Source organism: Pseudonocardia lacus (assembly GCF_018531445.1).
Taxonomy (GTDB): domain Bacteria; phylum Actinomycetota; class Actinomycetes; order Mycobacteriales; family Pseudonocardiaceae; genus Pseudonocardia; species Pseudonocardia lacus.
Genome location: NZ_JAHDTH010000031.1, coordinates 45,044 through 52,339, shown reverse-complemented (window position 1 = coordinate 52,339; position 7,296 = coordinate 45,044). Strand labels below are relative to the sequence as shown.

Sequence of the window (7,296 nt, the reverse complement as noted above, 5' to 3'; positions counted from 1 at the left end):
ACCTGGTCGCGGTGGAGCCGGGTGTGGTGTTCGCCTACGACCGCAACACCTACACCAACTCGCTGTTGCGCAAGGCCGGCATCGAGGTCATCACCATCGTCGGTGCCGAACTGGGCCGGGGCCGGGGTGGCGGGCACTGCATGACCTGCCCGATCACCCGCGACGCCGTCGACTACTGAGACGTCGCTTCCGAGCAGCCAGTACCGAAGGGGAGTAGCTGACGATGGTCGACACCGCTGACAGGGTCGCCGGGCCCGCCGAACCCAGCAAGCCCAGCGGACCCAGCGGGCCCATCGACCCCACCGGGACCACCGACCCCCCGGTCGAGACCCCGGGCAAGATGAGCCTGCCCACGCTGACCGGCATGGTCGTCGGCAGCATGATCGGCGCGGGCGTGTTCTCGCTGCCGGCGCGCTTCGGCGTGGCCACCGGCATCCTCGGGTCGCTGATCGCCTGGGCGGTCGCCGGCGCGGGGATCCTGATGCTCGCGTTCGTCTTCCAGAACCTCGCCGTGCGCAAGCCGGACCTCGACTCCGGGGTCTTCATCTACGCCAAGGCCGGCTTCGGCGACTACGTCGGGTTCAACTCCGCGATCGGCTTCTGGGCCAGCGCGGTCGCCGGCAACGCCTTCTACTGGGTGTTCATCACCGCGACCCTCGGCGCGTTCTTCCCCGCCTTCGGTGACGGCGACACCATCCTCGCGGTGGCGGTGTCCACGGTCGGGGTCTGGCTGTTCCACTACCTGATCGCGCGGGGCGTGCGCGACGCCGCGGCGATCAACCGGATCGTGACGATCCTCAAGATCGTCCCGATCCTCGTGTTCATCGTCGTGCTGCTGCTGGCCTTCGACGCCGGCGTGTTCGCCGACAACTGGATCGCCACCGGCTACGGCGACCTCGGCTCGCTCGACGAGCAGATCCGCAACACAATGATCATCACGACGTTCGTCTTCCTCGGTGTGGAGGGCGCGAGCGTCTACTCCCGCTACGCGAAGAAGCGCGCGGACGTCGGCCGGGCGACCGTGCTGGGCTTCCTGAGCGTGCTGGCGATCTTCGCGTTGGTGACGCTGGCCAGCTACTCGGTGATGGCGCAGCCGGACATCGCGGGGACCCGCCAGCCCTCGATGATCGGCCTGTTCGAGCACGTGGTCGGCGACTGGGGTCGCTGGTTCATCAGCGCCGGGGTCATCATCTCCGTCCTCGGCGCCTACCTCGCCTGGACCCTGATGGCCGCCGAGGTCATGTACATGCCGGCCCGCAACGAGGACTTCCCGGCGTTCCTCGGGCGGGAGAACGAGAAGAAGACGCCGATCACCGCCCTCGTCGTCAGCTCGCTGGCGGTGCAGGCGCTGCTCGCCGCGACCCTGGTCCTGACCGACGCGCTGAACTTCATGCTCGACCTGTGCACGAGCCTGGCGCTGATCCCGTACTTCTTCGCCGCCGCGTACGGGCTGAAACTCGGGCTCACCGGCGAGGCGTACGAGGGTGTGGCCCCGCGGACGCGCCGCAAGGAGGCGATCATCGCGGGGATCGCGACCGCCTACACGCTGTTCCTGTTCGAGGCCGCCGGCCTGCAGTTCCTGCTGCTGTCCGCGGTGCTCCTCGCGCCGGCCACGCTGCTGTACGTCAAAGCGCGCAGCGAACGGGGTAGGCGGTTGTTCAGCCCCACCGAGATCGCGCTCTGCGCGGTGATCGTGCTCGGCGGGATCACCGGCGTCGTCGGTCTGTGGACCGGCTTCATCGCCATCTGACGGCGCCGTCCATGACCGCCACCGAGGGCGACCGCACCGTCCGCGATCCGTCGCTGGCCGACGCGATTCTCCCGCTCGTCACGCTCGTGGTGCTGATCGGCGGGTCGCTCGCGCTCTTCGGGCTGGACGCGCTGGACGGCCCGATCCAGGTCGCGCTGGTGATCTGCGCGATGATCGCCGCGCTCATCGTGCTGAAGAACGGCTACCCGTGGCGGGACGTCCAGGCCGCCGGTCAGCGAGCGGTCGCCTCGATCACGAGCGCGGTGTTCATCCTGCTGGCGGTCGGTGCGCTGATCGGCACCTGGAACATGTCCGGCACCATCCCGACCCTGGTCTACTACGGGCTCCAGGTGCTCTCGCCCACCTGGTACTACGCGGCGACGGCCCTGATCTGCGGGATCGTCGCGATGTCGATCGGCAGCTCGTGGACCACCGCGGGAACCATCGGGGTCGGGCTGGTCGGCGTTGCGGCGATGCTGGGCATGTCGCCGGGCATCACCGCCGGCGCGGTGATCTCCGGCGCCTACCTCGGCGACAAGCTCTCCCCGCTGTCGGAGACGACCGTCCTCACCGCGCAGCTGGTCAAGGTCGACGTCTACGAGCACATCAAACGGCAGGCGTGGACATCGGTGCCCGCATTCGTGCTCGGGTTCGTGCTGTTCTTGCTGGTCGGGTTCTTCTGGGGGCCGGTGGCGACCGACGCCGGCGACACGGGCAGCGAGCTCGGCGCACTCGGGGACATCTTCTGGATCACCCCGCTGAACCTGCTGCCGCTGGTGCTGCTGGCCGTGCTCTCGATCCGCAAGGCCCCGGCCTCGATCGCGCTCATGACCTCGGCGATCTTCGCCGGAGTCCTCGGCGCGTTCACCCAGTACGACGTCGTCCGCGCCTTCGTCGCCGAACCCGGTCTCAACGGGGTCCTCGCCGGGATCAAGGCCGTGTGGCAGGCGATGGCGACCGGGTTCACCATGGACTCCGGCATCGCCGACATCGACTCCCTGCTGTCGCGCGGCGGTATGGACAGCATGCTGCTCACCCTCTGGCTGATCATCGGCGCGGTCACGTTCGGCACCCTGCTCGAGGAGTTCGGGCTGATCAGCCGTCTGATCGACCCGATGATCCGGGCAGCGAAGGGCACCGGACGGCTGTTCCTGACGGTGTTCGCCACAGCGTTCGGGCTCAACGTCGTCGCCGGCGACCAGTACATCGCGCTGGTCATGCCCGCGAAGATCTACCGGGCCGAGTTCGCCCGCCGCGGCCTCGCCCCGACGAACCTGTCGCGGCTGACCGCCGACAGCGGCACCGTCACCTCGCCGCTCGTGCCGTGGAACTCCTGCGGCGCGTTCATGGGCGCCGTGCTCGGTGTGCCGACGCTGGTCTACCTGCCGTTCTGCTTCTTCAACATCGCCAGCCCGGTGCTGTCGGTGATCTACGGTTTCACCGGGTTCAAGATCGAGAAGGTGGAGCCGGCCGAACCCGAACCGCCCGGGACCGATCCGGCCGGGACCTGAACGAGGCGTCGTGGTGACCACCGGAGACGGGGCGCCCGCCGCCGCGAGATCCCGGAATATTCGCCGGGGTGGGGTCCCGTCCCGGGTGTCGGTCCTCGTGATGGGCGTCGTCACCGTGATCGCGTTGGTCGCCGGTGTCGTCGTCGGCATGGTCGTCGGGCCGTCGATCGGGGTGGGGGCCACGACTGACGGACCACCTGCAGTGTGCTCGGCGACGGCGGTGGCGGCCACCGGCCTGCCGTCCGTGGTGACGGTCGCGGCGCAGACGAGCACGGGGGCTACGGGCGGAACCGGTTCTGGCGTGATCATCCGGCCGGGCGGGTTCATCGTGACGAACGACCACGTGATCTCGCCCGCGCTGAACGCTGGCTCCCTCGTCCTCCGCTACAGCAACGGCCGCTCGTCTCCCGCCGCGGTCGTGGGGCGTGACGTGCTGACCGATCTAGCGGTCCTCAAGGCCGCCGACGAGGCGAGCGGTCTGCCGGTCAGCGCGCTCGGCTCGTCGCAGAACCTCCTGGTGGGCGAGCCCGTGGTGGCCCTCGGTGCCCCGCTCGGGCTGGTCGACACGGTGACAGCGGGGATCGTGAGCGCGCTGGACCGCGAGGTCGCGGTCCCCGCAGCGGACGGGCAGACAGCGCATCTGGTGGGTGCGATCCAGACCGATGCCGCCATCAATCCGGGCAACAGCGGCGGCGCCCTGGTGAACTGCCGAGCCGAGCTGATTGGCGTGAACACGGCCATCGCGACGGTCCCCAACGACGCCGGTGAGGGCGGCGGAGGCAGTGTCGGCCTCGGCTTCGCCATCCCGGTCGACATCGCCATGCCCATCGCCGAGGAGCTCATCTCAACCGGCACAGTCACCCACTACACCGTGGGTTTGCAGGTGCAGGCGGTGCCGGCCGCGATCGCCGAGCAGCTCGGCCTTCCCGGCCGGCTGCTGGTCGGCTCCGTCGCCAGCGGTGGCCCGGCCGACCTGGCCGGGCTACGGCCCAACGACGTGATCACCCAAGTCAACGGACAGCCTGCGGCAAGCGTCGAGCAGATCACCGTTGCCGAACTCGGGGCCCGGTCGGGCCGCCCGGTCGAGATCGCCTATCTGCGCGGCGGAACGCCCATGACGGTCACCCTCGTGGCCGTCCGGGTACAGCCGTGACCCGCCGCACCGCACCTCCGAGACGAACGTCGACCACTCGGCCCGCCCTGCGGGAACGCGGATGCTCAGGGCGGCTCTGACTCTCCTGCTGTTCCGTGGCCGAGGAACTGCTCCAGGCGTTCGGTGTCGGCGTCGGTCCAGCCGTCGGGGGGCAGGACCTGCGCCCACCCGCCGGCATAGTCCGTCGCGTAGTCATGCCCGAAGCCCGGTGGCGGGCTGAGCTGCAGGACCAGGTCGCTGACCGCCTGCACCGCGGTGACGACCGGGAACCAGCGGGCGCTGTCCGGTACGTCGTACCCGCGGGGTCGATCCATCCATTCCGGGGGGCGCCAGAGTGCCTCGACACCCCAGAAGGACACCGGGTCGGAGGGGTGCTGGAGGTAACCGATCCGGGGGACCGACCAGGCACCGCTGGGCGGGCGCTGGTCCGGGTCCCGATTGAGGAACCGCACGGTGCGCCCCTGGTCGAGGACCGGCTGCCAGACGGGCGATCCGGGATCCCGGGCCTCGGTGATCTGGGAATGGATCGGGTTGACGTGCTTGGCGCCCACGATCAGGGCCCCGTCCGTCCGGGCGACCAGGTTGCCGACCGACGACCGGGCGTCGACGGCGGCGAAGATCGCCTCGACCCCGGCCGTGCCGAGGCTCTTGCCGAACAGCAGCAGCCGCGGGCGCCGGTCGGGCGGGAGCTGGGTCCAGCGCGCCTCCACTGCGTTGAACAACGCGGATCCCGCCTCGACCGCCAACCCGTCGTCCAGGAACACCGAGAGGAGGCTGGGCAGGTAGGAGTACTGGATGCCGACGATGGCGGTGTCGCCGTCGTAGAGCTGCTCGAGCGCCGCCGCGGCTTCGGGGATCATCCAGCCCGTGCCGGTGGGCACCCACACCACCAGGACCTCCCGGTCGAACCCGCCGGCCCGCTCGAGCTCGCGCACGGCGAGCTCGGCGCGGGCGTCCAGCGAATCCGCGGAGCGCACGCCGACGTACGCCCGTACCGGGTCGACCGGCGGGCCGCCGGTCCCGGGGAACGCGGCGAGCTCGTCGGCGGTGGTGACCCCGGCGACGAAGTCGCGGCCCATGCGTCCCAGCGTCTCCCAGGGAACGAGCGACCGAGGGCTGCCGGAGACCGTTGCTCCTTCGGGTCTGACGATCCCTTCCGCTGTCTCCTCGTTCGTCGCGCCGTAGGCGGAGCCGGCGAGTTCGGTGACGCCGCGGAAGGCCAGTCCGCCGAAGAGGAGGACCGCCAGCACCACGCCGAGCAGGACGGTCGTCGGGGCCGCCCGGCGTCCCGGGACGTGGCGGCGGATGCGCCGGTCGAGCCCTCGCAGACCCATCCGGATGGCCCGACCGACCACGACCAGCAGCGCCGCGAGTACGGCCGCTCCCGTCACCATCGGCACGACGTCCGACCAGTCCACCGGCGGCATCCCCATCAGGGTGCGTTGGTCGTTCTGCCGGTCGAGCCAGAGAACCGAGCCACCGAGGACTCCGGCCAGCCAACCGACACCGAGGAGGAGCCACGCCCACGACCGGGTCCTCGGGCCCGGCGAGCGACCCCACCGGACCAGGGCCCGCCGTACCCCGTGTGCGACCAGAGTGCCGATCCCGTACCCGACAGCGATACAGACACCGCTGACCGCCGCCTGGGCCGCCCAGGGCCGGGGAACCAGCGTCGGCGTGAGCGACTCCCACCAGAACAGCAGCGCCAGCACCACGCCGCCGAAGGTCGGAGCCGCGAGAACCGACCCGTGCCGGCGAGCCACCGTGACCTGGTCGTCGAGATCCGGCATCGATCTACCACCCTCACTCGAGATGCTGCCGGCGTCGTGACGTTCGGCAGCTGTCCGCGTCCATCCCGACGTCCACTCCCGACGTCCTCGTGCTAACGGGCGATCATGTCGCGTCCGGGCTCCCGGAGCGACCCTCGTTGCGAAGGATTCGATGCCGCGAAGGATTCGATGCTGCGGGGTCGGCGACGCGGCCGGCGCATCGCCGCGTCCTGTGCCGGTTGCGCCGGCGTGGCAGAGTCGAGCCATGTGCCGCTGGCTGGGCTACTTCGGAGATCCCATCCGTCCCGAGGAGTTGCTGTACCAGCCTGCGCGGTCACTGATCGAGCAGAGCAAGAGCCACGCCCCCGATGTGGCCATCGCCAACGGCGACGGCTACGGCCTGGGCTGGTACGGCACCGCGGAGCACCCGGGGCTGTTCCGCAGCGCCTCGCCCGCCTGGGGCGACGCGAACCTGCGGGAGATCAGCGCCCAGCTGCGCTCGCCGCTGTTCCTCGCCCACGTGCGCGCCGCGACCGGCACGCCGGTGCAGCAGACGAACTGCCACCCGTTCCGCCACGGCGACTGGATGTTCGTGCACAACGGCTTCATCGACGGGTTCGACCGGGTGCGCCGCGAGCTGGTGCTGGCCGTCGACCCGGAGTTGTTCCCGGCGATCGGCGGCTCCACCGACTCCGAGCTGATGTTCTTCCTGGCGCTCACGTTCGGCCTGGCCGAGGACCCGCTGGGTGGCCTGGAGCGGATGGCGGGCTTCGTCGAGGCCGTGGGGCGGCGGGCCGGTCTGCGGCACCCGCTGCAGATGACGGTCGGGGCCAGCGACGGGGTGCGGCTGTACGCGGCGCGCTACGCCAGCGGACCGGAGGCGAACACGCTGTTCGTCAGCTCGTCGGTGCGCGACGTCCGGCTGCTCTACCCGGAGAACGAGCGGTTCCAGCACTTCTCCGACGAGGCCAGGGTGGTCGTCTCCGAACCGCTGGTCGACCTGCCCGGGCTGTGGCGGGAGATCGCGCCGGGTACGGCCGTCGTGGTGCAGCCGGGGGACGACCTCGAGGTCCCCTTCCGCCCGCAGGCGCCCTGAGGCGACGTCGCGGGATG

6 protein-coding genes are annotated in these 7,296 nt (G+C 70.6%); 5 read left to right on the top strand and 1 reads right to left on the bottom strand.

Annotation, left to right across the window (positions count from 1 at the left end):
- The 4 genes from KIK08_RS09560 to KIK08_RS09545 form a co-directional block, all read left to right on the top strand.
- A partial coding sequence (locus tag KIK08_RS09560; RefSeq protein ID WP_250556656.1) for an arginine deiminase family protein occupies nucleotides 1–179 on the top strand: 179 nt, incomplete at its 5' end.
- Between the two features lie 44 nt (nucleotides 180–223).
- Nucleotides 224–1,750: a basic amino acid/polyamine antiporter gene (locus tag KIK08_RS09555; protein WP_214402681.1), complete on the top strand. Its 1,527-nt coding sequence runs from the start codon at nucleotides 224–226 to the stop codon at nucleotides 1,748–1,750.
- An 11-nt stretch (nucleotides 1,751–1,761) separates the two neighbouring features.
- A complete protein-coding gene (gene nhaC / locus KIK08_RS09550) occupies nucleotides 1,762–3,261 on the top strand; it encodes a Na+/H+ antiporter NhaC (protein ID WP_214402680.1) in 1,500 nt (499 codons plus the stop codon).
- 85 nt (nucleotides 3,262–3,346) lie between these two features.
- Nucleotides 3,347–4,414, top strand: a complete 1,068-nt coding sequence (locus KIK08_RS09545) for a S1C family serine protease (protein ID WP_214402679.1) — start codon at nucleotides 3,347–3,349, stop codon at nucleotides 4,412–4,414.
- A gap of 65 nt (nucleotides 4,415–4,479) precedes the next feature.
- Here KIK08_RS09545 and KIK08_RS09540 read toward each other — a convergent pair whose 3' ends face one another.
- On the bottom strand, nucleotides 4,480–6,450 hold the full coding sequence (locus KIK08_RS09540; protein ID WP_214402678.1) for an alpha/beta hydrolase: 1,971 nt from the start codon (nucleotides 6,448–6,450) through the stop codon (nucleotides 4,480–4,482).
- Here KIK08_RS09540 and KIK08_RS09535 point away from each other — a divergent pair.
- Nucleotides 6,449–7,279, top strand: a complete 831-nt coding sequence (locus tag KIK08_RS09535) for a class II glutamine amidotransferase (protein ID WP_214402677.1) — start codon at nucleotides 6,449–6,451, stop codon at nucleotides 7,277–7,279. The genes KIK08_RS09540 and KIK08_RS09535 overlap by 2 nt on opposite strands.
- Nucleotides 7,280–7,296: the final 17 nt, after the last annotated feature.